At 63.7% G+C, this 25,384-nt stretch carries 25 protein-coding genes; 5 read left to right on the plus strand and 20 right to left on the minus strand.

Annotated features, from left to right (window positions below; all coding sequences use genetic code 11):
• The first annotated feature begins 28 nt into the window (after positions 1-28).
• Positions 29-1,372 (plus strand): serine hydrolase, encoded by a 1,344-nt coding sequence (locus tag IRI77_RS07210; protein ID WP_194451394.1) that lies wholly within the window; start codon positions 29-31, stop codon positions 1,370-1,372.
• A gap of 158 nt (positions 1,373-1,530) precedes the next feature.
• Here the strand turns inward: IRI77_RS07210 and IRI77_RS07215 are convergent, their stop codons facing one another.
• From IRI77_RS07215 to IRI77_RS07245, 7 genes are all read right to left on the minus strand, one after another.
• A complete protein-coding gene (locus tag IRI77_RS07215; RefSeq protein WP_194451395.1) occupies positions 1,531-1,875 on the minus strand; it encodes a GIY-YIG nuclease family protein in 345 nt (114 codons plus the stop codon).
• A gap of 34 nt (positions 1,876-1,909) precedes the next feature.
• Entirely contained in the window at positions 1,910-2,536 is a 627-nt protein-coding gene (locus tag IRI77_RS07220) for a DUF2239 family protein (RefSeq protein WP_194451396.1), read from the minus strand.
• Positions 2,537-2,704: 168 nt separating this feature from the next.
• Entirely contained in the window at positions 2,705-3,481 is a 777-nt protein-coding gene (locus IRI77_RS07225) for a GNAT family N-acetyltransferase (protein ID WP_194451397.1), read from the minus strand.
• Positions 3,482-3,585: 104 nt separating this feature from the next.
• Entirely contained in the window at positions 3,586-4,005 is a 420-nt protein-coding gene (locus tag IRI77_RS07230; protein ID WP_194451398.1) for a secondary thiamine-phosphate synthase enzyme YjbQ, read from the minus strand.
• Between the two features lie 7 nt (positions 4,006-4,012).
• Complete coding sequence (locus IRI77_RS07235; protein WP_194451399.1) at positions 4,013-4,528, minus strand: thermonuclease family protein; 516 nt, start codon at positions 4,526-4,528, stop codon at positions 4,013-4,015.
• 66 nt (positions 4,529-4,594) lie between these two features.
• Positions 4,595-4,942, minus strand: coding sequence for an energy transducer TonB (locus IRI77_RS07240; RefSeq protein ID WP_194451400.1), 348 nt, complete (start codon positions 4,940-4,942; stop codon positions 4,595-4,597).
• A 117-nt stretch (positions 4,943-5,059) separates the two neighbouring features.
• Positions 5,060-5,977 carry a DUF4434 domain-containing protein gene (locus IRI77_RS07245; protein ID WP_194451401.1) on the minus strand — a complete coding sequence of 306 codons (918 nt, stop codon included), beginning with the start codon at positions 5,975-5,977 and terminating at the stop codon, positions 5,060-5,062.
• Positions 5,978-6,103: 126 nt separating this feature from the next.
• Here IRI77_RS07245 and IRI77_RS07250 point away from each other — a divergent pair, with 126 nt between their 5' ends.
• Complete coding sequence (locus IRI77_RS07250) at positions 6,104-6,499, plus strand: BlaI/MecI/CopY family transcriptional regulator (RefSeq protein ID WP_194451402.1); 396 nt, start codon at positions 6,104-6,106, stop codon at positions 6,497-6,499.
• A gap of 1 nt (position 6,500) precedes the next feature.
• Positions 6,501-8,069, plus strand: a complete 1,569-nt coding sequence (locus tag IRI77_RS07255) for a M56 family metallopeptidase (RefSeq protein WP_194451403.1) — start codon at positions 6,501-6,503, stop codon at positions 8,067-8,069.
• Between the two features lie 149 nt (positions 8,070-8,218).
• Here the strand turns inward: IRI77_RS07255 and IRI77_RS07260 are convergent, their stop codons facing one another.
• The 7 genes from IRI77_RS07260 to IRI77_RS07290 all read right to left on the minus strand — a co-directional run bounded on the left by IRI77_RS07260 (position 8,219) and on the right by IRI77_RS07290 (position 17,273).
• Positions 8,219-9,106 (minus strand): dihydrodipicolinate synthase family protein, encoded by an 888-nt coding sequence (locus tag IRI77_RS07260; RefSeq protein WP_194451404.1) that lies wholly within the window; start codon positions 9,104-9,106, stop codon positions 8,219-8,221.
• On the minus strand, positions 9,103-10,290 hold the full coding sequence (locus tag IRI77_RS07265; RefSeq protein WP_194451405.1) for an NAD(P)/FAD-dependent oxidoreductase: 1,188 nt from the start codon (positions 10,288-10,290) through the stop codon (positions 9,103-9,105). The genes IRI77_RS07260 and IRI77_RS07265 overlap by 4 nt, the downstream gene beginning before the upstream one ends.
• Positions 10,287-10,532, minus strand: coding sequence for a (2Fe-2S)-binding protein (locus IRI77_RS07270; RefSeq protein ID WP_194451406.1), 246 nt, complete (start codon positions 10,530-10,532; stop codon positions 10,287-10,289). Before IRI77_RS07270 ends, IRI77_RS07265 begins: the two co-directional genes overlap by 4 nt.
• Positions 10,525-11,634: an NAD(P)/FAD-dependent oxidoreductase gene (locus IRI77_RS07275; RefSeq protein ID WP_194451407.1), complete on the minus strand. Its 1,110-nt coding sequence runs from the start codon at positions 11,632-11,634 to the stop codon at positions 10,525-10,527. Before IRI77_RS07275 ends, IRI77_RS07270 begins: the two co-directional genes overlap by 8 nt.
• Complete coding sequence (locus IRI77_RS07280; RefSeq protein WP_194451408.1) at positions 11,631-12,572, minus strand: 4-hydroxyproline epimerase; 942 nt, start codon at positions 12,570-12,572, stop codon at positions 11,631-11,633. Before IRI77_RS07280 ends, IRI77_RS07275 begins: the two co-directional genes overlap by 4 nt.
• A gap of 457 nt (positions 12,573-13,029) precedes the next feature.
• On the minus strand, positions 13,030-14,757 hold the full coding sequence (locus IRI77_RS07285) for a DUF885 family protein (protein WP_228486638.1): 1,728 nt from the start codon (positions 14,755-14,757) through the stop codon (positions 13,030-13,032).
• Positions 14,758-15,200: 443 nt separating this feature from the next.
• Positions 15,201-17,273, minus strand: a complete 2,073-nt coding sequence (locus IRI77_RS07290; protein WP_194451410.1) for a TonB-dependent receptor — start codon at positions 17,271-17,273, stop codon at positions 15,201-15,203.
• A 112-nt stretch (positions 17,274-17,385) separates the two neighbouring features.
• Here IRI77_RS07290 and IRI77_RS07295 point away from each other — a divergent pair, with 112 nt between their 5' ends.
• Both IRI77_RS07295 and IRI77_RS07300 read left to right on the plus strand, forming a co-directional pair.
• Complete coding sequence (locus IRI77_RS07295; RefSeq protein WP_228486639.1) at positions 17,386-18,003, plus strand: sigma-70 family RNA polymerase sigma factor; 618 nt, start codon at positions 17,386-17,388, stop codon at positions 18,001-18,003.
• Positions 18,000-18,740, plus strand: a complete 741-nt coding sequence (locus tag IRI77_RS07300) for an anti-sigma factor domain-containing protein (RefSeq protein ID WP_194451411.1) — start codon at positions 18,000-18,002, stop codon at positions 18,738-18,740. Before IRI77_RS07295 ends, IRI77_RS07300 begins: the two co-directional genes overlap by 4 nt.
• Here the strand turns inward: IRI77_RS07300 and IRI77_RS07305 are convergent.
• The 6 genes from IRI77_RS07305 to IRI77_RS07330 form a co-directional block, all read right to left on the minus strand.
• On the minus strand, positions 18,737-19,849 hold the full coding sequence (locus IRI77_RS07305) for a glycosyltransferase (protein WP_194451412.1): 1,113 nt from the start codon (positions 19,847-19,849) through the stop codon (positions 18,737-18,739). The two genes, IRI77_RS07300 and IRI77_RS07305, sit on opposite strands and share 4 nt — an antisense overlap.
• A gap of 102 nt (positions 19,850-19,951) precedes the next feature.
• Positions 19,952-20,188: a YdcH family protein gene (locus IRI77_RS07310; RefSeq protein WP_194451413.1), complete on the minus strand. Its 237-nt coding sequence runs from the start codon at positions 20,186-20,188 to the stop codon at positions 19,952-19,954.
• A 217-nt stretch (positions 20,189-20,405) separates the two neighbouring features.
• A complete protein-coding gene (locus tag IRI77_RS07315; protein ID WP_194451414.1) occupies positions 20,406-20,804 on the minus strand; it encodes a GNAT family N-acetyltransferase in 399 nt (132 codons plus the stop codon).
• An 11-nt stretch (positions 20,805-20,815) separates the two neighbouring features.
• Positions 20,816-22,402, minus strand: a complete 1,587-nt coding sequence (locus tag IRI77_RS07320; protein ID WP_194451415.1) for a glycosyltransferase — start codon at positions 22,400-22,402, stop codon at positions 20,816-20,818.
• A complete protein-coding gene (locus tag IRI77_RS07325) occupies positions 22,399-23,583 on the minus strand; it encodes an MFS transporter (RefSeq protein ID WP_194451416.1) in 1,185 nt (394 codons plus the stop codon). Before IRI77_RS07325 ends, IRI77_RS07320 begins: the two co-directional genes overlap by 4 nt.
• Positions 23,583-25,382, minus strand: a complete 1,800-nt coding sequence (locus tag IRI77_RS07330; RefSeq protein WP_194451417.1) for a tetratricopeptide repeat protein — start codon at positions 25,380-25,382, stop codon at positions 23,583-23,585. Before IRI77_RS07330 ends, IRI77_RS07325 begins: the two co-directional genes overlap by 1 nt.
• Between the last annotated feature and the right edge of the window lie 2 nt (positions 25,383-25,384).

The raw sequence follows: 25,384 nt of genomic DNA on the forward strand, positions 1-25,384 counted from the left end.
TGTAGCGACAATGGGACGAGCGATCCTTATGTGGTACCGTCGATCCTTCCTATTACTCGCCTCTGCCGCCCTCGCCGCGGCCCAAACCGCCACCCCCGCCACCCCTCAGCGCCTGGAGGAACAGATCCGCGGCTACACCAGCCAGGACCGGTTCAACGGGGCGATTCTCGTCGCCAAGGACGGCAAAATCGTCCTCAGCAAAGGCTACGGCATGGCCAATTTCGAATGGAGCGAGCCCGTCACCCCAGACACCAAGTTCCGCCTGGGCTCCATCACGAAACAGTTCACCGCCATGGCGGTCCTGCTGCTCTCCGACCAGGGCAAACTGAAGCTCGACGATCCCGTCTGCAACTATGTCGCGCCCTGCCCCGATGCCTGGAAGCCCATCACCATTCATCACTTACTCACGCACACCTCAGGCATTCCCAACTTCACGAATTTCCCCGAATACGCGAAGACGATGACCCTTGCCTCGCCGCCCGCCGAGTCCCTCAAGAAGTTCCTCGACAAGCCATTGGACTTCGCGCCCGGCTCGAGCTTCAACTACTCCAACTCCGGCTACGTCCTGCTGGGCTACATCATCGAGAAGGTGACCGGCGGCAGTTACGCGGACTACCTCCGCAAGAACATCCTGTCCCCGCTCGGCATGAATGACACCGGCTACGACGACACGGTGACGGTGTTGCCGCGCCGCGCCGCCGGCTACGAACGAACCGGAACCACGCTCCAGAACGCGAAGTTCCTGGACATGTCCATCCCGCACGCCGCCGGTTCGCTCTACTCCACGACACTCGACCTCATGAAGTGGGACGAAGCCCTGACCGCCCACAAGATCCTGTCGACGGAGGCCTACAAGCGCTACTTCACGCCAATCCGGAAGAACTACGCCTATGGCTGGACCGTGAAGACGGAAGACGGAGTGGAGCAGATCAATCACAGCGGCGGCATCAACGGCTTCAACACCCGCATCGTCCGGGTGCCCAGCCAGCATCTGGTGGTCGTCGCGCTGAACAACGTAATCCCGGGACAGCCCGACAAACTGGCCCAGGAACTGGTGAAACTGATGCTGGGCCTGGACCTGCCTGTGCCGGAAAAGCCCGCCGAGCTCAAGCTCTCGAATGAGGCGCTGGAGAAGTTCGTGGGTAACTACTCAATCGCCCCCACGTTCATCCTGGCCGTCACGCTGGAAGGCGACCAGCTCATGACGCAGGCGACCGGTCAAGGCAAGATCCCGATCTTCGCCAAGTCCGCCAATACCTTCTACCCGAAGGTAATCGAGGCGGAAATCGTCTTTGACCTGGACGCCGAAGGCAAAGCAACGGGCCTGACGCTCATCCAGAACGGCCGCCGCATGCCGGCCAAGCGGCAATAATAACCGAGCCGCATCCTGCCAAAAAGTCCAAGGTCGCATCAACCCGAACCGCCACCCCCAGCCTTACCCCCGTCGGAGCCGCAGGCGAAGGCGGGGGCCCGCCCCAACCCAGCAACCAACTGAACCCCAACCCCAACCATTCCAACAGCCAACAGCCCCTAGCTCAGCACCACCCGAGCCCCCAACTGCTCGACCCACAGACCCCGTTTCTCTTTCAAGACGTCAGCCACCGCGATCGGCAGCAGATCCTCATCGAGCTTCTCCAGGACCTCATAAACAAACGCCTCCGCCCCGTACCCATTCCAAGCCTCCTGCAGCGCCCGATCCCGATGCGACCCGTGCCCCAAAGCAAACCAATGCGAGTTCTTAGCGGCATCCAGGTTTCGGGTGGACCCCACCCAAACCAGGCCGCCCGCCGCACACCGCACGGCGAAAATCCCCATGTTGGGCTTCTGCTCTTTATACTTCCGGTTGATCTCTTTGCGTTCCGCGCTGGACAGCATCGTAGCCTCCTGAAATGGATCGAATGGTAAAGGTTCAGAGGGCCGAATCTTCGTGCGCCTCAAAAGCAGGGGCGGCCAACTTCCTCGCATGCGCCCCAATGTCGCCAGGCCACGCGGCCACCAGCGCGGCAAACTGCGCCGCCTGATCGGCGAACAGCGCCCGGGTAGCCTCTTCAAATCCCGGCAGATTGCCGGCCATCGCCGACAAGAATCGATACGTCGAATCCTTGGCGTGGCGCCGCCGGTCCCGGCCCTGATTCGCCCGGCTGGCCTGCTCCACCAGCTTCCGCAAAGCCACCGAGGCGCCCCCAGGCTGGCTCGCCAACCAGGCCCAGTGACGCGGCAGCAGCGTGACTTCCCGCGCAACCACCCCTAACCTGGGCCGGCCCGGCCCCCGGGCAGTCTCCCCCATGGCTTGGTCGTCCACCTTCGCCACGACGCGCTGGTCCTTCTCAACGATCCGGGCCACGACGTCCGAGACATCGCCGCGGAAGTCCACATCCACCACCTCGCTGGTCACGTCGTCGAAGATCAGCACCTGCGCCCACAGATTCTCATCCAGGGCGATCTTCGCCGTGGCCGCAACCTCAGCCAGGCTTCCGCCCGCGATCCAACGGGCACCCGCAAAGGCGGTGTAGGTTCTGTTGTTAGCTGGAATCACGGAGAAGTCTCGTTACTCCGAGCACTTCTACCCGGATGTAATAATATTACCCGGATACAATCACTAAGTCAAGGCAAACCCGGCTCGAAACAGGAATGCCCCAGCACGGCCCAAACGTCTCGCACGAGGTCTCCTACCCCAGCGGCCAGCGCGCCAGTGAGCAGCCGTCTACCGCGGCCGGGCGTTCATGATGTTGTGGAACCGTGTACAACTGATCTGGTGATCGGCCAGCAACACGCCATCCCGGATCAGGGCGAACACGGCGTACGGCGTCGGAGCATTCTGCGCATCCCGGTGCGATTTGATCTGGACGATAGTCGGCTTAATCCCGTAATCCTGCTCCGCCGTCTGCGCAATCTCATCGGCGAACTTCGCGATATGCGAGCACTGATTCGAGCGGATAATCGTCAGCCCCTGACCGTACTTCTTCAACCGGTCTTCCCAACCACTCTTGAAGCGCGGATTGGCGGCATCGGAATTCAGCTTCCGGATCAGCAACTGGTAGTCGGGCGGAGCCGTATCCACTACCTCGAAACCGTTTTTCAGAAACACTGCCGCCGACGCGAGCCAAGGCTCCTCCCGAGCCACCACCGCCACGCCGTGCATGCCGGCCGCCGCGGCATCTTCCACACAAGCCTGGATCATCCGGCTGCCGTAGCCCTGGTGCTGGTTGGCCTTGTAGTGCGTCCACAGGCAGTGGATGAACAGATATCCACGAGCCTCCACACCCCGCCAGGCATACTCTCCGGGCAAGTACTCGATATAGCCGCACTGACGCCCGTTGGCGCCCAGCATGACCTTCGCCCGAAGCCCCTTCTTGAGGTAAGTCTTGAGCCATTTGTTCTTGTCGCATCGTCCGGAATGCGATTCGTTCACGACGCCGCAACACGGCAGAGACTCGAAGTTTGCCGCATCCAAATCAACAAGGACAGGCGGTTGAGCCATGGCAAGTTTCCTCGTGGCGGCTCCAGTGTAGCACCGCCCCGCAAGAACTGCTCATACCTAAAGGGACAGATAATTCACGGCAATCCCCTATGGATTGCACGGCTTCATTCGCCGATAATCTTCACCAGGACCCGTTTCCGCCGCCGCCCGTCGAACTCCCCGTAGAAGATCTGCTCCCAGGGCCCGAAATCCAACCGGCCCTCCGTAATCGCCACCACCACTTCCCGCCCCATCACCTGCCGCTTCATGTGCGCATCGGCGTTGTCCTCGCCCGTCCGGTTGTGGTGATACCCCCGTACCGGCTCATGCGGAGCAATCTTCTCCAGCCACACCTCGTAGTCGTGATGCAGCCCACTCTCGTCATCATTGATGAACACGCTCGCCGTGATGTGCATGGCGTTCACCAGGCACAGCCCTTCGCGAATCCCGCTGTCGCCCAGGCAGCGCTCAATCTCTGGGGTAATATTCACAAACCCGCGGCGAGCGGGGACCTCGAACCACAGTTCCTTGCGGTAGCTTTTCATCCTGCCGCTATTCTAATCGCCCGGCCGCCTCGCCCACGAGCCTCTTTCGCTTCTGCGCGCGCCACAACCACGGCGGCTCCGGATCCGCGTCCGCCCACAAACCCAACCCCGACTCGCGCGCCCGCTCTTCCAGATCAGCCAGCACCGCATCCCGCGGCGCATACCGCCGGTACCACCATGCCAATCCTTCCGCCACCAACACCCGGTTCAGGTTCCGGCCATCCGGCAGGATCACCTGCCCGACAACCCGCCCGTACCGGTCCCGCCCTGACGCCACATTGCTCTCACGCACCACGACCACGCTCCCAAACACCAGCACCGACACCCGCTCCCGGGCCTTGCCCCCGAACGCCTGTCCCAACTCCGGACAGTCCACTCCGTCCAGACGCACCCGTACCGGCCGTCCCACTCGTAAGATCGTGATCGTGTCGCCGTCCTGGATCCCGACTACTTTCCCGGTCCAGGTCTCTCCGTTCGCCAGGGCAATGACAGCCAGCAGAACAGGGGCGAGCCTGCGCAGCACGCCCCCATTCTATCCCGAGCAGTCTGTGGCGGAAGTCCAGCTGGCCGGCAACCCCCAGCCGCGCCGTCACTTCGTATAACTGAAGATCAATACAGACGTGAACGCCACCGGCTGGCCTTCTTTCGTGAAGGGCGTGAACTTCCACTGCTTCGCAGCCGCCACACTCGCGGTTGTGAACATTGCATTGCCCTTCAACACCTTCGCCTCCGTCACGTCGCCCTGCGGACTCACAACAATCGCCACCTCCTGCTGACCCTGGATGTTCAACTGCCGCGCCGCAATTGGGTACTCCGGCGTCACCCTCTTCGCCGCTCTCGACAAGGCGTTCGCGGTCGTCAGGCTCGTTCCATCCTGCGCCGGACACGCCGGCCCCAACATCACAAACAATGCAATGACCGATAGCATTACCCGCATATTTTGTTGTCTCCTGTTCCAAGACGATCCATCGCTCGCACGATTCATCCGCGCGGGCTGACCATGCCGCACTCATCGGTTCGAGGGCAGCCGCCTTGAAAGGAAATATTTGGGAGTCTATCGGGCCCGCAGAACCCGGATCCACTCGTCGTACAACCGCGCCGCCGCCTCGCCCCCCAGCGGCGTCGCATACTCCGGCAGACTGAACACCACCGGAGCATTCTTCGAATACCGCCCCGCCAGCTCCACCTGCCGCCTGATCCGCTCGAGGCCCGCCGGCCGTGCCTGAAACCCCTGCGCACCCGGCACTGCCTCGAAACTCTCGACGACTACCGTCAACCGCCGGCCCAGGCTCCGCTCCAGCGCCTGCAAATACCCCGGCCAGTTCTCCAACGTCAGCTTCCCTGCCCCGATCCCGTCCTGAAACAACACCCGGTCCAGTCCGCCGCCCGGCACCTGCCGCCAGAACCGCCCCAACTCCGCCGGAGCCATCCGCCCATTCGAAAATCCGCTCATCGCCAGGGGCCGCAACCGCCGCCGCAGCCCTTTCACATGCTCGTGCAACCCGGCCGCCGCAGCCCCCTGCCAGTGCACATCATCGATCTCCTCCGGCAGATACCACCCGCGGAACGCCCGCTGCCGCCGCACGACACTCTTCAACTCAGCCGCGAGAGCCAGGTGCGCCTCCGCCGTCCTCCGCAGCAGCGCCTCACCAGCCCCCTCCTCCAACGCCCGCCACCACGCCGGCTCATACGCCAACCCGACCCACACCCCCATCCCCGCCCGGTCCGCCAACTCCAAAACCCGCCGCGTCACGCCCGAGTAATCGATCCCGTCATACCGCGTCCACTGGATCACCACCTCGCGCACCCGCAGCTCCGCCAGATACCCGAACAGCGCCTGCCACCGGGCTCCATCCCAATCTTTATGGAAGTTCCAGAACTGAAGAAACGTCCCGCCCACCAGCGGAGCACCCTGCCCGGCTGCCCATCCGGCCGCCAGCGCCAGCATCGCCCGGCGGCTTTTGTTCGCCAAAGTCACGCCTGCAGAATATCAGCAGAAATTTTTCCTCGCCGGGAACCACATCGCCAGACCGGTGTCCATATTGACAGCCGCGCGGAGCGGTGCTAGTTTTCTAGCAGGCTGGCAGAAAACCCGCATATGAACGCAACCCGTAAAACACCTCTCAATCTCAGCCGCCGCGAGCGGCAGATCATGGAGCTTCTCTACCGCCTCGGACGCGCCACCGCCTCCGACATCCACCAGGCCATGCCGGACCGCCCCAGCTACTCCGCCGTCCGCGCGCACCTCCGCACCCTCGAGGACAAAGGCCACGTGCGCCACGAAGCCGAGGACCTGCGCTACGTCTACTCCCCCACCACCCAGCCCGCCCAGGCCCGCAAAACGGCCCTGCGCCACATGGTGGATACCTTCTTCGGCGGATCCCCGGCCCGCGCCGCCGCGGCTCTCCTCGACAACCGCTCCGCGCGCCTCACCGACGCCGAACTGGACGAACTCTCATCCCTCATCGACAAGGCAAGAAAGGATGGACGCTGACATGACACCCACGGCCGCCACCATGCTGCTGTTCGCGCTGAAGGCCTCACTGCTCATCGGACTCGCCGCCCTGGCCGCCCTCGCCCTGGCCCGAGCCTCGGCCGCCGCCCGCCACCTCGCCTGGCTCGCCGGCTTCAGCACAGCCCTCACCTTGCCGGTCGCCTCCACCCTCTTCGCCCTGCTGCCGGTCGCCTGGTCGCCTCATCTCGCGCCGGCCATCGCACCCGTAGCCGCCACCGCCCGCACCGTCCTCACCATCACCGCCGAGGCCCCCGGTTGGGCCGCCGCCGGACGCATCGTCCTCTGGATCTGGGCCGCCGTCGCCGCCCTGCTCATCCTCCGCATCGCCTTCGCCCAGTACCGCGCCGGCCGCCTCGCCCGCCAATCCAAACCCTGGCGCGGCTTCGAGAATCAGCCCGTCCGCATCTGCCCGCTCATCGACGTCCCCGCCGTCTGCGGACTCGCCCACCCCGTCATTCTTCTGCCCGATTCAGCCGCCACCTGGCCGGCCGACCGTCTCGAACTTGTCCTCCGGCACGAAGCCATGCACGCCCAGCGCCGCGACACGCTCTCTCAACTTGTCTCCAACCTGGTCTGCGCGCTCTACTGGCCTCTCCCCTGGGTCTGGTTCGCCGCCGGGCGCCTGCGGGTAGAGGCTGAACTGGCCTGCGACGACGCCGTCCTCCGCTCTGGTGAACGCGCGTCCGACTACGCCGGCCACCTGATCGATATTGTCCGTGGCCTCTCCGGCCGCGAACGCGTCCCACAAGGAGGGATCCCCATGGCCCGAATCTCTGACCTCGAGCGCCGCCTTCGCGCGATGCTCAACCCCGAAATGAACCGCCGCCCGGCAGGCCGCCGCATGGTCCTCACCGCCGCCGTGGCCGCACTCTCCATCCTCGCCCCACTCGCCGCACTCCGCCTGCCGGCCTCGGCCGCCGCCCCCGGAGGCATCACCGGAGTCGTCCGCGACGTCAGCGGAGCCGCCGTCCCCCACGCCCGCGTCACCCTCACCTTCCCAGGCTCCGACCGCAAAGAAGTCGCCACCTCCGACCCCGCCGGCCGCTTCACCTTCGAGCCCCTGCCCGACGGCAACTACGCCGTCCGCGCCGCCGCCCCAGGCTTCGCCCTCTCCGCGATCAAACAGCTCTCCCTGTCTGGAGGCGCTGGAACCGACGTCGAGATCCTGCTCCAGCCCGGCCAAGTCAGTGAATCCCTCACTGTCACCGGAGAAGGCACACCCAAAGCTGCACCCGCGCCATCCGGCCCGCCCACCCGCATTCGCGTCGGTGGCAACGTGCAGGCCACGAAGATTGTGAATATGGTGCGGCCCGTCTACCCGCCCGAGTGCAAAGCCGCCGGCGTGGAAGGCACAGTCCTGATGCGCGCGGTCATCTCCCGCGAGGGCGACATCCTCTCCCTGCAGCGCATCAACCAGATGGTGGACGACCGGCTCGCGCAAGCCGCCACCGAAGCGGTCTCCAAGTGGAAGTATCAGTCGACGCTACTCAACGGCCAACCCATCGAAGTGATCACGGAAATCGAAGTGAACTTCGTCCTCAGCCACTAGTCCCCATGGGGACGTTCCAGCGGCCCCAAAACGCCGCATGGGGACGTTCCTGTCTGGCCCAAGACACTGCAAATCCGGGAGTCTCAACGCCCCCCGCACGTGGCCAGACCGGAACGTCCCCCAAAACCGAAAGCCCCCACCAACCCCGTCTACGGCCGTGTCGCCAACGCCTCCGCAATCACTGCCTTCGCCTCCGCCAGTTCCGCCCCGGTCAACTCCAACCGAGGACCCCGCACCCGCGCATTCCCCATCCCCACCATCTCCTGCGCCAGCTTGATCAACTGCACAAACTTCGGCACCGTATCCATCCGCAGCAGCGGCAGGAACCACTTGTATATCTCGAACGCCCGCACCTTGTCCCCGCGAATCGAGGCATCGAACAACGCCACCGACTCCGCCGGAAACGCATTCACCAAGCCCGCAATCCACCCCGAAGCCCCAGCCATCGCAGCCTCGAAAATCAGGTCATCGACGCCCACCAGGATCTTCAACCGGCTGCCCGCCAACGCCCGCAGCGCGGCCACCCGCCGCACATCCGCGCTCGATTCCTTAATCGCCACCAAAGTCGGATACTCGGCTAGCAACTCCATCACCTGCTCCGGCACGAAATCCGTCTTGTACGCCACCGGATTGTTGTACAGCATGCACGGCAGCGGAGTCGCCTGGAACACGGCCGCCACATGCGCCTTCATCTCGCGCCAGTCACCGCAGTACACATACGGCGGCAGCACCATCAAGCCGCTGCAGCCCGCATCGGCCGCCATTTTGGCGATCCGCACCGCCTCATCCGTGCTCAGCGCCGACACCCCGGCCACCACCGGAGAATTCGGCCCAATCGCCTTCACGGCCGTCTTCAGCACGGCCTCTTTCTCTTCAAATGTCAGCGTCGCGCCCTCGCCCAACGACCCCAGCGCCACCACGCCGGAGCACCCGTTCTCGATCTGCCACTGGCAGTGCCGCGCGAAAAACTCGTGATCCACGCTCATGTCTTCCAGAAATGGCGTGGTAATGGCCGGAATAACTCCGTTCCAGTTCATGATTGCCTCGTTTCTATCAAGCTCTCGACCTTCACCGGGAACACCGGCGGGCGCATCGAATCCGCGCCCCAGCCAAACAAAAATCGTGTCGCTCCACCGCACACGCGCCCCTGGCACGGACCCATGCCGCAGCGCGTCTGCAGCTTCGCCTCGCGCCAGCTTTTCATGCCCGCCAGCGCGCCGCGCGTCACATCCTCACAGCGGCACACCAGCGTCTCCGCCTGCGCCAGCTTCCGCAGTTCGGCCCGCGGTTCAAACGCCCGCGCCAACCCGTCCGCAAATGCATGCGTCCGCGCCCGTTCCGCAAACAACTGTTGCGCCAGCCCCTGCAAACCCGCCGCCGCCAGCCCGGCGATCTCGCCTTCCACCCGCGACTTTTCCACCCCGCCGATTCCGGTCACCTCGCCCGCCGCGTAGACACTATCGACGCTCGTCTCCTGCCACTCATCGACGACCACCGCGCCCTGCGTCAAATGGCACCCCAGCAGCGCCGCCAGCTCCGTATTCGGTGTCAGCCCATAGCCCACCGCTAGAGCGTCGCAGTCCTGTTCGACCACCCGCCCGCCGCAGCGCATTCTGACCCGCTCAACACTACCGCGCCCCGTAACCGACTCCACCCAACTCCCCGTATAGAACGGCACGCCCAGCAGCGACATCATCAGGCCCGCGCCCTGCGCTAGCTTGCCAGGCTCCAGCAGCAGTCGCGCGCCGAAGCCAGCCATGCGCGTCCTGTCCGCCTGTTCGACCACGGCCGACACCGCCGCCCCGCGCTTCCGCAGCAGCGACGCCACCGCCAGCAGCAGCGGACCCGAGCCCGCCACCACCACCCTCTTCCCCGCCACATCCAAGCCCGACTTCACCAGCGCCTGCATCCCGCCCAGCCCGAACACGCCAGGCAGCGTCCAACCCGGGAACGGCACAAACAACTCCCGAGCTCCCGTGGCCAGCACATAGCTCCGGGCCTCCGGCAATGTATCCGTGGCCACACAGCCCGTCCGCAGCTCCGCACCGGACTCCGCAAACCGCTCCAGCCAGGGCTGCGCCGCATCGTTCCGCCAGATCTGCCCGCCCGCCGACGGGTTGTCGTCCAGCACCAGGACCCGCGCACCCGACTCCGCCGCCCGGCACGCCGCCGCAATGCCCGCCGGACCCGCGCCCACCACCACCACTTCCCAGCGCCTCATGAGGTCTTCACCTGCATTCCATCCGCGCACAGCGTCTGGCAGCTCCGGCAATGCTCCACGCCGTCAATCGTCACCCGGCACTCAAAGCAAATGCCCATCCCACACAGCGGAGCCCGCTCCTCGCCCGTCACCGAATGCCGGAACGCCGTGACACCCGCATTCCACAGCGCCGCCGCGACCGTCGTACCCGCGTCCACCTGCACCGGCCGCCCGTCCACCATCACTGTCAGCCGTTTACTCATGCATGCACCGCCCGGGCAGATACGGCTCCACCGGAATCGGAGGCGTGCGCTTCAGAATCTGGTCCGCCAGCAGCCGCCCCGTCCCCAGCGAAGTCGTGATGCCCAAGCCTTCGTGGCCCGTCGCCAGCCACTCCCGCTGCGTGCCCGGCACCGGACCAATGAGCGGCAGCTTGTCCGGAGTCGCCGCCCGGAAACCCGTCCACGTCCGGATCGCGGTCAAACCCGTGATCTCCGGCATATACTCCGCCGCACGGCTCAACATGCGGCTGAGAATCGGCCGGTCCACCCCGCTGTGCTCCACGCCATACTGCCGCGACGACCCGATCAGCACCTGGCCCGTCTTCCGGGGCTGCGCGTTGAACGCCACCGAGTCCCCACTCAAGGAGTGCGCACTCTTCAGGTACCCCAACTCGATCAACTGATGCCGCACAAACCCGGGATACCGGTCCGTAATCACCAGATGCCCCTTCCGCGGAGCCACCGGGATTCCCGGAGTCAGCCGCACCGCCTTCGCGCCCGCTGCATTCACCACGACCCCGGCGTCGACCACCTCACCATCCGACAGCGTCACCCCACCGTCGCGCAAGGTAATCACGCCTACACCGGAGACCAATGTCGCGCCGCACGCGCGCAGCAGCCAGCTCGCCGCCACCGGAGGATACACCACGGAATCGCCCGGCACCAGCAACCCGCCCGCCATGCCCTTCCGCAGGTGCGGCTCTGCTTCTTCCAACTGCCGCCGGTCCAGCACCTCCACCGGCACGCCGCGCTCTTCATAGAACGCCTGCTTGCGCCGTACCTCGGCCATCTCTTCCTCGTCCGCCGCCACCCACAAGGTGCCGCAGGGCAGGTGTTCGACGCCCGCCGGCATCGCGCCCACCCGCTCCTTCCACATCCGAGCCGAGAGGGAAGTGAGTTGGAACTGAGCCTCGGAATCGTCCATGACGACGACATGCCCCATGCCCGCCGCGGTCGCGCCGCCGCCGATCACCGACTCCTCAATCACCATCACCGACAAGCCGCCGGCCGCGCACTCATAGGCGCACGCCGCCCCCACGATCCCTCCGCCCACAATCACGACATCGGCGGAGCGCCTGCTCATCCCCGGATCCCCCAACAAAACGGATCATCCTCGTTTAAAACAAGCCGCGCCTCCGCGTTCACAAAGGCGCTGCCGCGAATACTCGGATAAACCTGCCCGTCCGCCGCCCGCACGGTGCCTTCAAACACGGAGCCCACGATGCTCTCCTGCCGCCAAACCTGCCCCTCGGCGAGCTTCCCGTCGGCATGCAGACAAGCCAGCTTCGCGCTGGTGCCGGTCCCGCAGGGCGACCGGTCATACGCCTTCCCGGGACACAGCACGAAGTTCCGGCTATCGGCCACCTGGGAAGAGCCAAACACTTCGATGTGGTCGATCTCCTGACCATTCGCACCGGTAATCCCGCGAGCCGTCAGGGACTGCCGCACCTTCCACGTGAATTCGGTAAGCGCCTCGAGATTCCGGAACTCGACCCCCACCGGAGACGAGCCAATCAGGTAAAACCAGTTCCCGCCCCAGGCGATATCGCCCACAACGGTCCCATAGCCCTTCACATCCACCGGCACGTCTTTCGCTAACCGGTAGCTGGCGACATTCGACACCGTGACGTCCCCCGACTCATGCAGCTCCGCGCTCACTTCCCCCACCGGAGTCTCGATCCGCACGGTCCCGGGAACAATCCGTTCGAGATAGGCGAGCGTGGCGACGAGCCCGATGGTCCCGTGGCCGCACATCCCCAGGTATCCGACATTATTGAAGAAAATGACGCCTGCGGCGCATTCGCGATCCACTGGATCGCACAGCAGAGCCCCCACGACGGCATCAGAGCCGCGCGGCTCATTCACAACGGCCGACCGGAACGCATCGTGGTCGGTCCGGAACACAGCCAACCGTTCCGCCATGGACCCCGTGCCCAAATCCGGTCCGCCGCCAATCACCACCCGGGTCGGTTCCCCGCCCGTGTGCGAATCCACCACATGCACTTCCCGCCGTATTTTCATCGCTTCCTCTTCAGTATCCAACGACCCGCGGTAACCCACGCAAAGGAATCATCCCGAGGCGACGTGCCCGTGGGGACGTGCCAGTGGGGACGTTCATCCCCTGTCCCGAAACGCAAACTATTCCGACCAGCGAAGCCGCCGAAGGTGGACAGGGCGTGAACGTCCCCCACCCCCGCGTCCTCCGCCAGTCCTCCCGAACAACACCATCGCATTCAGACAACTCCGCAACCTCAACCACCCCCCCTCCAGCATTACCCCCGGCGCAGCCGAAGGCGAAGCCGGGGCCAATCCCAACTCGAACGTAACCCCCACCACCCATCAACACCCCCATCCCAACACCGCCAACTGCCCCCCCAGCATTACCCCCGGCGCAAGCCGGGGGCCCGCCCCAATCCCAACGTCACTCTCCACCACCCAACAACTCCACCTACCCTCCATCCCTCAACCAACTCCCCCGTCACTCATAAAACCGCCAACTCGAACGAAACTCCCGGCTCAAAGCCCCCCCCGTCAAACTCGCCCGCACCAGCTCAATCGGAATCGAATTCTCCTGCAGAATCCGGTCATGGAACGCCCGGTTCGTCATCTTCCCGGAATCCACCAGCTCCTTATGCAGCGCCCGAATCTGTAATCCACCCAACAGATACGCAGCCTGGTACAGCGGCCCATAGTCATCGCTCTCAAACGACCGCCGAACCTCCCCCGCCGCGTTATCCCGCTCATGCCCCACCCGCTCCACCAGAAAATCGATACACTCCTGGGCCGTCATCTTCTCCAGGTGAAAACTCAGCGAGAAGATGATCCGCGCACACCGGTGCATCCGCCAGAACAGCGCGCCCACCCGGTCCTCCGGGCCTTGCTGGAACTTCATGTCCCACAGCAGCATCTCCCAGTACAACGCCCAGCCTTCCACCCCGAACGGCGTATTGAACCCTTGCCGCCACGGCCGGTACCGGTCACTCATAAACAACTGCAGATGATGCCCGGGAATCAGCTCATGGAACACCGTCGCCCGCGAGAAGTGAATATTGTTCCCCCGCATCGACATGAGCTTCTGTTCCTGCGTCATGTCATCTGTGGGATAGGAAACACTGATCACCTCCCCACCGGTGAAGAACGGATTCACCAGTTGCCGCGACGGAGTCATCATCTCCATCCGCCAGATCTCCTTGGCCAGCGGCGGCACGGTCACCAGATCATGTTTCTCGACAAACGTTTCGGCCTCAAGAGCCAGTTGCCGGATCAGCTCCGGCTGCTGACCCGGCTCCACATGCAGCGTTTTGACCTTCTCCAGCGCCTGGTGCCAGTCGTCGCCGAACCCCATCGCCCGCGACGCCCGTTTCATCTCGTTCTCGCACCAGGCAAACTCCTTGTTCGCCAGAGCAATCAACTCCTCGGGCGTGTAGGGAATCATCTCGGCCTGCAATTCACTGATCAGGGCCTCCCGTCCAATCGGAGAACCCACCACGGTAGTCTTGTCATCCGGCTTGACGCCGACGATCTTCTCGCGCAAAAACACGGCATACCCGTCCAATGCCTTGTCCGCGCTTTTGTAGGGATCAGCGGCCCACCACGTAAACACGGGATCGTACCCCGCGTAGAACGTATACCAGTGCTCCAGAGTCCGCCGCAGCGTCTGCACAGCCGTGGCCGCCCGATTGGCAGTCGTTTTCTTGATCCCCGAAACCCCCGGCTTCAACTCTGCCTCAATCGACTTCCGCAGCGCCTCAATCTGTTTCCGCACGGCATCCAGCGTAGCCGCCGACTTCGCCGAATCCACCTTCTCCATGCGCTGCCGAGTCTCTTCCAGGTCCACAATTGCCGCCCGGAACGGCAGCAGTGCGGCGGTCTCGGCATCGATCTTTGCGCGGAATTCCAACTGCCGTTGCGACCGCAGGATGTCATTCCGCAGCAGCAGCCAGTCGATGCGGCTCTCCTGGTTCAGCTTCTCGAAATCGAACGCCTCCACCCGAGCCAGCCATTCGGTATTGAACTTCTGGAACCGCGCCCGCCGAGCCTCGGAAGACTCCACGCGATACCGCCGTTCGAGCGCCGCCCGGTCGTTCTGATACCGCTCGATCGCCGGCCGCAGCGCACTCTGATTGCCATCAAACTCAGGATCCGCGCCAAAAACGGCGCCAACGGAAACACTCCACAGGCCAAAGACCAGGACGCGGAGAAGCAAAGGGACCTCCATGCAAGCGCTTTAGTATTTCTACCGCGCAAGCCGCCCCCAGCGCCAGTCCCGGCGCCATCCGGCCCGCACGCTAATCCCCTGTCCCCCGCGATGGGGACGTTCATCCCACCGGTTCCCTTCATCCCCGATCCCAAAGCGCTGCGGACGTTCATCCCACGAATGCCCTTCACTCCCAGTCCCCATGGGCTGGGGATGCCCATCCCCATGCCCCCCTCGCTGGGGACGTTCATCCCCTGTCCCAAAACGCAAACTGTTCTGAGAAACGAAGTCGCCGCAGGTGGACAGGGCGTGAACGTCCCCTACGCCCCCAACTGCCCCCCCAGCATTACCCCCGGCGCAAGCCGGGGGCCCGCCGCAACACAGAAAACGCCACCACCCCCAGCAGCGACCATCGAGCCAACCAACAAAAGGAATCGCCGAGGAGCAATCTCCTACTTCCGCCGCAACTTCAAAGTCATCCCCACCGTAATCGTCCGCCCATACCCCGGAGTCGCATGAATCCGCGCCATCGGCTCCTCCCCCTGCAACCGCGACTCAAAGTAATTCTGCGTCTCGTAGTAAAACCGCCCCAGCAGATTATCCACCCCAACATGGAAATCGATATTCCGGCTCACCCGCCGCGACACCCACAGATCAAACACGGTGTGCCCGGACGCCACCACGGAAGCATCCTCCCCATCCAACCGGTAGTGATCGATCGCCCGCATCCGCAACGACCCGCTCCAACTCCGCCAGCCCGACAGCGTCACTCCCGCATTCGCCACAAAATGCGGAGCGCTATCCACATACACCCGCGGCGTCCCCAGGTAAAACGCGTTCGTTACCTTGGTGATCCCGCCATTGAACGCAACAAACCGGTTCAGCTCCACCGAAGCCTTCGTCTCAAACCCATACGACCGGCTCGGCCCCTTGAACTCAATCGTCCCGTCATCCGGGATATACACCTGCTCGTTCGAACGCGCGATGTGAAACCCGGCGACCTGCGCTCCAAACCGCCCCGACCGGAAAGCCACGCCGGCCTGGGTGAAGTCAGTCGTGGCGACCCGCTCCATCTGCGGATTCTTCACAATCGCCCGAGCATCCGAAGTGGAAATCCCCCGTCCGTAATTCGCAAACACCGTCAACGGCACGCGATGCGAGGGCGTATACGAAGCACTAGCCTTCGGCTGCCACCGGCCCGCACTTTGCACTCCGCTTCCCAACGGATCCACCCGGTCCGCCAGGTCAAACCGGAACGCATCAAACCGCAGCCCGCCCCCCAGCAGCAGTTTCCCCTGCAGCAGGCTGAAATTCTCCTGCACATACCCGGCGCCGTTCGTAATATCCGCCTGCGCCCGCGACGCCACACCCGTTGGCACCCGGTCCACCCGCGGATACAACCCGACGTTGATCTGGTTCGCGTGGAAGTTCGCGCCCGTCGACAGATACCCGGTCATCCCCAGGAATTTGTGCGGCCGCAGGTACTGCACATTGGCGCCCTGCTGCAGCCGCGAGTCGTGCTGCTGGAACGCATCGCCATTCACGGGATCATTCAGATAAAACGTAAAGTCCATGAAATGATCGAACAGCGACCGTCCCACAAACGCATCCACCTTCCACACCTGCCCGTTTTCGCCCTCCTGCCGCAGATACCCCGCCAGCGTCCCGTTCCATTGCTTGATTCCATTCGTCGGATTCACCGCGCCATACGGACTCAGCCGCCCCGCGATGATCTCATCCACCGGCAACTGCCCCGAGGAGTATGAATCCGCCCGGCCCGCGTTGAACTTCATCGCCACCTGGCGCCGCTCCCCAATCCGCTGCGTGACGTTGGCCGTCACATTGTCCCGCCGGTACCCCAGCGGATTCAAAAAGGGACCATTCGAGAACGACCCTTCATACGCAAACAAGGCATCCGTATTCTGCAGCGTAGGGCTATACGAGAAGAACCCGCGAGCGGTGTCATACGACCCGCCCTGCATCCGGAACGTCAGCTCATCCGGCATCGTGTCCCGAGTCAGAATGTGCACCACGCCCAGCCCGCTGAAATCGCCATATTCCGCGCTGAACGGCCCGTTGATCAGGTTCACTTCCTTGATCAGCTCCGGCGACAGGCTCTTCAGGCTGCCCAGGTAGCCCTGCCCGTGCCCCTGCGTCGCCTGGTTCTGCCCCACGCCATCGGTCAGCACCTTCAACCCGCCGCTCACCCCGCCATGATCCAAATTGAAGCCGAACCGCCGGATCTCCACGCTCTTCGCGCCGCCCTCGTGCTGCCCGGCATTGATGCCCGCATCCAGGATGTGAAAGATTTGGTCGTCCCGCGAAAACAGCGTCTTCTGCACCACCTCGCCGTTCCGCCGGTCGATCGTCACCTCCACCGGACTGCCCTGCACAACAACACTCTGATGCAGCACCGGAATCACCGGAGCCTCGTCCTTCGGCTTGGCATCGTCCTGCGCCGCCGCAGCCGCGGCCAGCGTCAACAGGCATATCGAAAAGCGGTACATCGGAGTCCTTTGAGGCATGGTAGCACGAACATTAAAATCGTATGCGTAAAATCCAGGAGGCTTCTCTCACTCCTACGACATCCAACTGCAATCGGATTCCGTACATCTCCCTGAAAGGCAAAAACAGCACGTGAGACCGTTTGTTTGGATGTGTGTCTGGATCCTCGTCCCGCTCGCCACCGCCCTGCTGCGGACCCCGGAAGATCGCGCCTTCCTCGAGCGCCTGAAACGCCGCGAACCCGATGCCGCGGCCGAGCTCTACGACCGCTACGGTCGCATCGTCTACTCGCTCGTCTTCCGCATGGTGCGCAACCAGGCGGTCGCCGAGGAACTGGTGCAGGAGGCCTTCCTGCGCGTCTGGCATCGTTCGCAGTTCTTCGATGCCGACAAGGGCGGCTTCACCACCTGGATCCTCGCCGTGGCCCGCAACCAGGCCATCGACTACCTGCGCTCCGTCACCGGCCGCCAGTGGAAAGGCGAGGTCGCGATGGACCGCATGGACGAGCCCGCCCTTTTCCAGGGCATCGAAGAGGATCTCATTCAATCCGATCGCATCCACCAGGTGCGCGCCGCCATCACGAAGCTCAAGGACACCCACCGCCAGGTCATCGAACTGGCCTACTTCGAGGGCCTCTCCCAAACCGAGATCGCTGAACGCATCAGCCAGCCCCTGGGCACTGTCAAAACCTGGCTGCGCACCGGCCTCAAGCTCCTGCGCGATGAACTCGACGCGAAGGTGCCCGCATGAACTGCGACAAGTACATCGAGGAGTTTGAACTCTACGCGCTGGGGCTGCTCGAACCCGCCGAGCAGTCCGAACTCGGCGCCCACCTCAACACCGGCTGCGAAACCTGCCAGGCCCGCCTCCGCCGCGCCCTGGCGCTGAACTCCATGATTATGCGAAGCGTCGAAGAACTCGCGCCGCGCCGCGGCCTGCGCGGCGCGGTCATCCGCACCCTTACAGGCCGCGATCAGTCGCCCGCCTGGACCTTCCTCTGGGCCGGGCTCGCTGCCGGACTGTTGCTCCTGACGGTTTGGATGGGCAACCAGAACCACGAACAGAAGACCCTGCTGGCCGACGCCCGCCATCAGCTTGAATCGCAAAGGGTTCGCTCCGCCCGCATCCAGCAGGCCCTGGCGGTTCTAGGGGATCCCGGCACGCGCCTCGCGACAGCGGGCCGCGAAGAGGTCAAACCCCGCGCAACCTACTTCCTCAACCCGAAACGCGGTGTAGTCATGATCGGCGCCAACCTGGCGGGCCTCGATCCCGCGCATGTCTATCAGATGTGGATCATCCCCAAGGGCCAGAATCCGAAGCCCGCCGGCCTGTTCCGGCCTGACGAAGCGGGCAACGCCGTGCACCTGTTCGAGACCCAGCTTCCACCCGGAAGTACGGCAGCGCTGGCACTTAGCGTGGAACCAGAAGCCGGTTCAGCCGCCCCCACCACCACACCCATGCTCGTCGCTCCTGTGACGGGTGACTAAGCGGGAAGGGCGGGCCGCCGCAGCCCCCTGCGGTGCGCCCGCCATACCAGAATCGACGTGACCCAATAGTTCCAGACAGAGGAGAGGGTAACCCCGGTCAGGCCAGACAGCCAAAGCGGGAACCCCTTCTCCCTCAGGCTGTTGGCGATGCCCAGATTCACCACCAGGCCGATCAGGCAGGCCAGGTAGAACAGCACCAGGCCCACGATCAACCCCGCGCCCTGCAGCCTTCTCGATCGAAACGTCAAAGCGTTGTTCAGGAAGAAGTTCACCGCAATCACGAGCGACGAGGACCAGATGAACGCCTGCGAGAACTCGATGCCAAAGCGCAGCAGCAGGAAGATGATGGCCAGATTGACCAGGACGCCGAACGCACCCACCACCCCGAAGATCAAATAGGTCACCGGCACATAAGCGCCAACCCATTTATCCAGCAGCAGGCGCAGGTACTCCAGGCTGACGATGATGTTCAGCTTGCTCTCGCCGCGCTCCCTCAGCCGGAAAGTGTAACCCACCTCACCCAGCTTCACCGGGCGGCGGGCACTGGCCAGCAAGTCCAATAGAATCTTGAAGCCGGTACTGGAGAGTTCCCTTACGACGTCGTCCAGAAAGCGGCGATCCAGCAGGAAGAAGCCGCTCATCGGATCCGACACCGGCGTCTTCGAGATCGAACGGCTCAGGGCCTTGCCGGCATTCGAGAGCAGGACGCGGGACTTCGAAAAATCACCCATCCCGCCGCCTTCCACGTGACGCGACCCGACAACAATATCCAGCTGCTGTTGCTTCAACTTAGCCAGCATTTGGGGCAGCACGCGTTCGTCGTGCTGCATGTCGCCGTCGATCACCGCGAGGTAAGGCGCACTGGTCGACATCATGCCCTCGATCACAGCTGAGGCCAGGCCTTTTCTGTTGATTCTTTGGAGGATGCGGACCCGTGGATTTGCCTGGGCCACAGCCCGGACGTGTTCAGATGTGCCGTCCAGAGAGTCGTCGTCAACGAATACGATTTCGTACTCGATGCCGGCCAGCGCCCGGTCTACCGCTTCAATCAGGGGTAGAACGTTCGCTTTCTCATTGAAGGTGGGCACGATGACTGCAAGTTCCGCCATTGCGGGGAGAATACCACACTAAAAAGCCCCGGCGAGCCGAGGAGCGTCGCCGGGGCCTTCAGTCGAAATTTATAACGCGCACCAGATGCTGGCGAGCTGAGTTCAGGCTACCTGCGTAGCCCGGTGCCGGTTCATGATCTCCTGCATCTGATCCTTGATGTGGAGCTTCAGTTTCTTTAGCCGGTGTTCCTCAATCTCGTCTTGATCAGTCAACGGCGACTTGTGTTCGATCGCATCGATCTGCCGCTTATACTCAGCATGCTTCTCAGCGAGGGCTCGAAACTCGTCGTTGGCTTGCATCAGGTACGCCTTGAGCTCTTCCTGCGAGAATTTCTCCATATGGGTGGTTCTCCTTGGTATCGGGATCCACGCCGAGTCGGGTTGACTTGGACACTGGCTCGGTGTGCTCTCAACAACTGCATCATAAGGTTCAGCGGAGCCCCTCAGGGCCGCTGACACCACGACACTATCATTTTTGCCGGCATCTTACAATCCCATGAACGCCGTACGATTGGAGGCTCTCCAGACCCCTTGAAAACAGGGGCTTTTGATCCTGTTATCCGCGGGTCATCATGATGGAATCCTCTACCGGGTAGTTGTAGTACTTGCGCCGGTGACCCGTTTTCTTGAAACCGTGCTTGCGATAGAACTCCAGGGCCGGCTTGTTCGTCTCCCGCACATCGAGATACAGCACCTGAAAGTCAAGGGTCGCCAGCAGTTGCGTGGCCACCCCGCGCCGCTTGTGCGCCGGGTCGATGGCCAGGTTTAGGATCTCCACTTCCGTGCGCCCATCCACCCCATTCGGTAAAGGATGAACGCATAGGAAGCCGATCACGGCACCGTCCTTCTCGGCCATTACGGTGCGATAGGCCAGATAGTCGATGGGGTTCCACTGGGCCCCGGTCGGGTTCGCCTTCTGGATCCGTTCAATCACGTCCAGATCGGACATCGTCATCGGCCGTATCGTCATTGCTTCCGCCATACTTGCACCTGTCTCAAGGCTAGCGCGGGCCAGCCGTAACGGTCCTTCGCCAGTTCGTACGCGGCCTGCGCCAACGCAGTCCTGCGCTCTTTATTTTCCAGCAGATACTGGATGCCTTCCGCGAACGCCCGAGCCGTGTCGGCGATCCATACGCTCTTGCCATGTTCCAGGCCCAACCCGGCCACACCCGATGGAGTCGACACGATCGCCCGCTGGGTGGCCATCGCTTCCAGGGCTTTCAGATTGGTTCCGGCCGACACGACCGTGGGAATCAGCACCAAATGAGTGTCTTTGTAGAAGGGGCGCACGTCCGAGACGAAACCATGCAACCGGATGCGCCGATCGCCGGGCGGCTGGCTCCAGTACAGATGCGGGTCCGGCCCGGCGACCACGTCTACTTCCAGGTCAGCTAACTGCTTCGAAAGAAGGGGCCAAACCTGTTCGCGGAAGAAGCGGTAAGCGGCCACGTTCGGGAAGTGCCGGAAGCTGCCGATGAACAGCAGGCGTCTCGCTGGACCTTCTTCCGGAGCCGGCTGGAAGCGGTCGAGGTCGACCCCGTTCGGAATCACCACGGTGCCGGGATGGCCCAGCAGGCCGGCATCTTTGTCGCTCATGGCGACGACCCGCGGAAACGACTTCAGGACGCGAGTCTCATACAGGCGCCAACGGTACAGATCCCACCAGGAGCGCAGCGACTTCTCCTGGGCATGGAGCTGCTCGAACAGGTCCCAGGTGACGTCGTGCTCGACGAGGACGTCGCCGCCGTAACGGCCCAGCATTGTGTACTCCACTTGCAAGATTTGACCGTTCAGCTCGCGGCGGAGTTGCTCGTGCAGTTCCGGCGTGTAAAACTCGCAAGCCTCGGGCGGCAGAAGGGTCGACCAGCGCGGTTCGCGATAGCGCGGTTTCTTCGCAATATACAGATTTGTACAGAATTCAGTGAGCTGCGCGAAATCCGATTCCGATTGCCCGTCTTCAAAGGCGAATATCGTCACATCGCAATATGACGATGCGTTGCGCAGTAAATTGTAGATCCGGACGGCTCCGCCATGCGATAGAGGATAGGGGCAATAGGGGCTGAGGACAGCCACTTTCGGCGCGCCAGGCCGCGCCGGCCGGCCTTCGATTCTGCGCCAAACCCTAGGCAAATCAGAGACTTCGCGCTTCCGTCCGGGCCACCATGACGGCCTGAGCCAGATTCGATCCAGGGGCACTCCGGCGGCAAAAAGGGCCGATGCGAGGGGTGTCGACCAGTGCAAATGGTGACGGTCCAAATTACCGTGAAAAGCGAGCACTTTGCCGGCACAAACGGTGCACGCCGCCGTCAGAATTTTGCGGTTAGCAACGGGGGCGGCGGCGAGGCCTACCCGGTAAGGAGCCAGCGCCCGTCTCGCCCTAAGCCAGATTTCGCCGGTACTATCCCCCTCCTCGACGGGGATATATACCACTCGCCGATCGGGGACTAGTTCACGCAGCTTGTCACCATGCGGACCCGGGCCGAAGATGGCGATCACCGCTTCGGGTTCCTTGCCGAGCAGCGAGAAGAAGGCGCGTTTGAGAAACTGCTTCATGCTTTCGGGCGGAGAGCGAGGTGGAGAACCAGCCACGAGGCCATGGGCAACACGGCGACTCCGAGGCAGACCGGAGTGAAGCCGTAGCGATCGACCACGCGGCCGACCCCACTCGAAAAGACGCCTTGCAGCAAACCGTAGACGCTGGTCAGCCCCGAGACGGCGAAGGCGGCATGACCCGCTCCAAAGAGGTCGAGGGGCAAAGCGTAGATGTTGACACTCGAGGCGACGCAGGCAAAGAACGACAGGCAGATGAACGCGGTGGCAAGGCCCGGGGTGGGCATGAAGGGCACCAACGCTCCGATCAGCAGCAGCAGCGAGCCGCAGAGGATGACACGCAAACGGGCGGGGGTCACATCGGCTTTCCGGCCGGCCCAGCGCATGGTCAACCAACCGCCGAAGAGGCCGCCGGCCGTGGCAAAGATGGGCGGGATCCAGGCGAGTTGGAAGTTGGCTTCGTGCTGCGGCATGTGGTGAACGCGCACGAGGAATACTGTAGTCCAGTTCACCCACAGCGAGTAGACCGACATGAGGAGGACGTTTGAGGCGAGCAGGGCCCAGTAGCGGCGGTCTTGCAGGATCGCCCGGGCCGGCGACGGCGGTTTCGTTTCGGGCAGGCGGGGCACGCGCTTCGAGACGACGATCCAGAGCGGGATCCAGAGGAATCCAAATGCCCCGAGCATGACGAAGGCCATGCGCCAACCGTAGAGCCGGGAAATTGTTTCGGCGGCCAGGGGGGCGGCGATCGCGCCCAGGGTGAGTCCGATTTGAAACACGGCTGCGCCCATGGCGCGTTCGCGGGGCGGCAGGTAGATGGCAGAGGCCTTGCCGGTGGCCGGGATGCCGCCGGATTCGCCCAAGCCGAGCAGTCCGCGTGTAGTCATGAGGCCGGTGAGCGAACTGGTGAAGCCGGTGGCCATGCCGGCAAAGGACCAGAGCCCCACGGAGAGCGAGGCGCCGAAGGGCAGGCCGAGGCGATCGATGAGCAGGCCGGCCACTGGCGCAGCCAAGGCATAGGTGAGCGAGAAGACGAGGATCACGTCGCCATAGCCGCCGGCGGTGATGTGGAACTCGCGCATCAACTGGGGCGCCAGCGCGGCCAGGATCTGGCGGTCCATGAAGTTGAGGGCGTTAGCCAGCGCGAAGACGGCGATCGCCAGCCAACGTAGTTGGGAGACCATTACTGGAGTTCGACCGTCACGACTTCCTTGGGCCCTGGCTTGTCCACATATTCGATTTTCACACGGCGAGGGGGGCGCTGCGGTCCGCAGGAGAGTTGGATCTGTGCCTGGTTGGCTCCGAAGACCGCGATTTTGCCGGGGTCGTTGATGATGAACGAGACGGGCTTGCCATCGGTGCCTCGTGCGGTGAGGGTGGCCTTGCCCCCGGCCCGGCAGGTGACGGCATCGAGCGTTCCCGAGAAAGCGACAGCAGGGGGGCCGTCCCACCACTGCTCCACCTTCCTGTTGCCGACTCCGCCGCCCTTCGCGTTGGCGGCGGCTTCGGCGGCGCGGATGCTGGCCAGGCTTTCGTTCTTCACGCGCTCGATCTCGTCCTGCTCTTCCTTCTTCAAGCGGGCCTTTTCGGCGGCCTGCAGGTCGTAGCGGTTCTGCTCGAACTGTTCGCGGGCGGCCGTGAGGACGGCGCGCTCTTTCTCATTGGGAGCGACGCGCTCGGCTGCGCGCCAGGCCTTTTCCGCGTCGTCGTACTTCTTGCCGTCGAATTGGGCCTTGGCGAGTTCGGTCCAGTATTTGGGGTTGCGCGGCGCGAGTTCGGTGGCCTTCCTGTAGAGAGCCGCTTTGCGGATGGGGCCGGGCTCCATTGCGGCGAGTTGGGCGTAGGGTTCGGCCCAGCGCGGGTTGCGGGTGGCGGCGCGCTCCAGGAGCTTTTTGTCCTTCTCGAGGAGGCCGAGTTCGAAGAGACCGCGGGTTCCGGCGTTCTCGGTGTCGAGCGCCATCTGGTGGAGGGCTTTCTTTGCGTCTTCGGGCTGCTTTTCTGCGAGCAAGGCAAGGCCAAGGCCCTCGAAGCCTAGCGGGCCGGGGCGCTCGTTCTGGGCGTTCTGATAGGCGATGCGTACCTTGTCGGGCGGAGCTTGCTGGGCCATGAGTTCGTCGCCGGGCAGGACTCGGAGGCGGGAGGGCAGCATGGGGACAAAGGTGAAGGCGCGATCCTGGTCGAGCGGGCGGCCGGGCAGGGTCACTGTGAGGAAGTTGCCGGTCTTGAGATATTGCTCGACTTCGGCGTCGATGGCGGCTTTGGGCTTGCCGAAGGCGTTGCGGAAGGCGGCGTCGGGTTCGGCTCCGTTGGCGAGGTTGGAGAGGAGGACCTTGGTGCGGACGGCGGATTCGGGGTTGGTGAGCAGGTATTGGAGCAGCGCCCAGGTTCTGGTGCGGGCATCCTGCGGTGGCGGCACACCCAGGACGACTTTGCCGCCCTTGAGTTCCATGGTGGAGAAGAGGTCGGCCATGGCGGCTTCGTATTCGTCGGGGATGCGGCCGGCGAGGTTGTCCTCGATGAACATGACGGCGAGTTGGCGGAACCAGGCGACGGGCGGCGTAGTGCCGGCGGGCCAGGTGACGAGCCAGCCGTCGCGGGTGAAACCGATGCGCGGGGGCAGCGGGTTTTTCGAGGGTTTTGCCACGATGACCGTGATGGGCCAGACGGAGGTGAGTTCCTTGCGGCCGATGGCTTCCCCGAAGATGAAGCGGAACTGTTCCAGGTGGTAGAGGGCGGCACGGGCGCGGTCGTCTCCAGCGTCGGTGTAGACGATGAAGGGTCCGGATTTCGATTCGTTCCAGGCGGCGTGGAGGGGGAGGGTGAGGAGGAGGAGGGCTAGCAGAGGGAGGAGTTTGCTGGCTGGTTGGAGTATTGCGGTGACTCCTCCGCTCCCTGACGGTCGCGGCTCAACTTGGGCACGTTTCGAGGCGTCGGCAATGACGCCTTCACGGCTCGGATTGGGGAGTGAGGAACGCGGGCGCATGG

Source organism: Paludibaculum fermentans, from assembly GCF_015277775.1.
GTDB lineage: Bacteria > Acidobacteriota > Terriglobia > Bryobacterales > Bryobacteraceae > Paludibaculum > Paludibaculum fermentans.

Bases quoted from the DNA above. Each gene is read 5' to 3' on its own strand.
- IRI77_RS07215 (WP_194451395.1), bottom strand. From the start codon at position 1,875: ATGCTGTCCAGCGCGGAACGCAAAGAGATCAACCGGAAGTATAAAGAG.
- IRI77_RS07310 (WP_194451413.1), bottom strand. From the start codon at position 20,188: ATGGAGAAATTCTCGCAGGAAGAGCTCAAGGCGTACCTGATGCAAGCC.
- IRI77_RS07270 (WP_194451406.1), bottom strand. From the start codon at position 10,532: ATGAGTAAACGGCTGACAGTGATGGTGGACGGGCGGCCGGTGCAGGTG.
- IRI77_RS07265 (WP_194451405.1), bottom strand. From the start codon at position 10,290: ATGAGGCGCTGGGAAGTGGTGGTGGTGGGCGCGGGTCCGGCGGGCATT.
- IRI77_RS07210 (WP_194451394.1), top strand. From the start codon at position 29: ATGTGGTACCGTCGATCCTTCCTATTACTCGCCTCTGCCGCCCTCGCC.
- IRI77_RS07230 (WP_194451398.1), bottom strand. From the start codon at position 4,005: ATGAAAAGCTACCGCAAGGAACTGTGGTTCGAGGTCCCCGCTCGCCGC.
- IRI77_RS07300 (WP_194451411.1), top strand. From the start codon at position 18,000: ATGAACTGCGACAAGTACATCGAGGAGTTTGAACTCTACGCGCTGGGG.
- IRI77_RS07315 (WP_194451414.1), bottom strand. From the start codon at position 20,804: ATGACGATGTCCGATCTGGACGTGATTGAACGGATCCAGAAGGCGAAC.
- IRI77_RS07250 (WP_194451402.1), top strand. From the start codon at position 6,104: ATGAACGCAACCCGTAAAACACCTCTCAATCTCAGCCGCCGCGAGCGG.
- IRI77_RS07240 (WP_194451400.1), bottom strand. From the start codon at position 4,942: ATGCGGGTAATGCTATCGGTCATTGCATTGTTTGTGATGTTGGGGCCG.
- IRI77_RS07225 (WP_194451397.1), bottom strand. From the start codon at position 3,481: ATGGCTCAACCGCCTGTCCTTGTTGATTTGGATGCGGCAAACTTCGAG.
- IRI77_RS07320 (WP_194451415.1), bottom strand. From the start codon at position 22,402: ATGAAGCAGTTTCTCAAACGCGCCTTCTTCTCGCTGCTCGGCAAGGAA.
- IRI77_RS07330 (WP_194451417.1), bottom strand. From the start codon at position 25,382: ATGCGCCCGCGTTCCTCACTCCCCAATCCGAGCCGTGAAGGCGTCATT.
- IRI77_RS07280 (WP_194451408.1), bottom strand. From the start codon at position 12,572: ATGAAAATACGGCGGGAAGTGCATGTGGTGGATTCGCACACGGGCGGG.
- IRI77_RS07305 (WP_194451412.1), bottom strand. From the start codon at position 19,849: ATGGCGGAACTTGCAGTCATCGTGCCCACCTTCAATGAGAAAGCGAAC.
- IRI77_RS07255 (WP_194451403.1), top strand. From the start codon at position 6,501: ATGACACCCACGGCCGCCACCATGCTGCTGTTCGCGCTGAAGGCCTCA.
- IRI77_RS07290 (WP_194451410.1), bottom strand. From the start codon at position 17,273: ATGCCTCAAAGGACTCCGATGTACCGCTTTTCGATATGCCTGTTGACG.
- IRI77_RS07275 (WP_194451407.1), bottom strand. From the start codon at position 11,634: ATGAGCAGGCGCTCCGCCGATGTCGTGATTGTGGGCGGAGGGATCGTG.
- IRI77_RS07260 (WP_194451404.1), bottom strand. From the start codon at position 9,106: ATGAACTGGAACGGAGTTATTCCGGCCATTACCACGCCATTTCTGGAA.
- IRI77_RS07325 (WP_194451416.1), bottom strand. From the start codon at position 23,583: ATGGTCTCCCAACTACGTTGGCTGGCGATCGCCGTCTTCGCGCTGGCT.